Genomic DNA, 1,042 nt, shown 5'->3' on the forward strand with positions numbered 1-1,042 from the left:
CGTTTTTATCAAAGCCAATGCGAGTATGGATAGTTTGGTAGAGAAAGAAGTTTTGGAAGATGCGAGTGCTTTTGTAAACGAGTTAGAAGAAAACAGTGAATTTAAAACCACCAGCACCAGAAAGAAGCTAGTAGAACAGCATCACGCTTGGAAAGAGGAAGCCTATAAAGGAATGCCCAACGCTACTGGCAAAGACAAAGTAGATAAATTTGGGAATATCATTCGTCCCAAATATGTATCGAATCATACGCATTATTCGCCTACAGATAGCGATGCAAGAGTGAGTGTAAAACCAGGGAAAGCGCGACAATTAAACTATTTTGGACAAATCGCAGTAGACGATGCACACCATGTTATTACTGGAGCGTGTTCTGATTTTGCAGACAAGCGCGATAGTCAATGTTTAGAAAAAATTGTGGAACTTATCGAAGAAAACCTAAACGAAAACGACATTGAATTAGAAGAACTTTTAGCCGATGGCGGTTACAGCAGTGGCGAAGCGTTGGCGTATTTACATAAAAAAAATATTGATGCCTACATTCCTAACTTCGGGCAATACAAACCCGAGCGCGAAGGTTTTACCTTCAACAAAGAGGAAAATTATTACCAATGCACTAAACCCGAAGGCAACCAAGCCAAACTCCTTTTCAAAGGCGAAAAAACGGATAGTAAAGGCTACACCAAACGCACGTACCGAAGCAGCGAGAGTGACTGTAAAAACTGCCCACTCAGAGAACAATGTTGTGGCAAAAGCACTAAGTTTAAAAAGCTAGACGATAGCATCCACAAAGAACATTACGACCGTATGCATCAAAAACTCACACAAAATGCCAAATATGCCAAAAAGATGTCGAGAATACGAAGTAAAACAGTCGAACCTGTGATTGGAACCTTGGTCAACTTCACGAACATGAAACGAGTCAACACCCGAGGCATCAAAAACGCAAACAAACATGTACTCATGGCAAGTTTAACCTACAACTTGAAGAAATACTTGCGTTTTACCATCAAAAAACCAAGTGTTTTAGCCCAAGTTATTTCC

Annotated in this window: 1 protein-coding gene; it reads left to right on the forward strand. The window is 40.3% G+C overall.

Features of this window, described 5'->3' with window-relative positions; all coding sequences use genetic code 11:
• A partial coding sequence (locus DPN68_RS13005) for a transposase (RefSeq protein WP_113990046.1) occupies positions 1-1,042 on the forward strand: 1,042 nt, incomplete at both ends.

This window comes from Flavobacterium tibetense (assembly GCF_003293845.1).
Lineage (GTDB): Bacteria > Bacteroidota > Bacteroidia > Flavobacteriales > Flavobacteriaceae > Flavobacterium > Flavobacterium tibetense.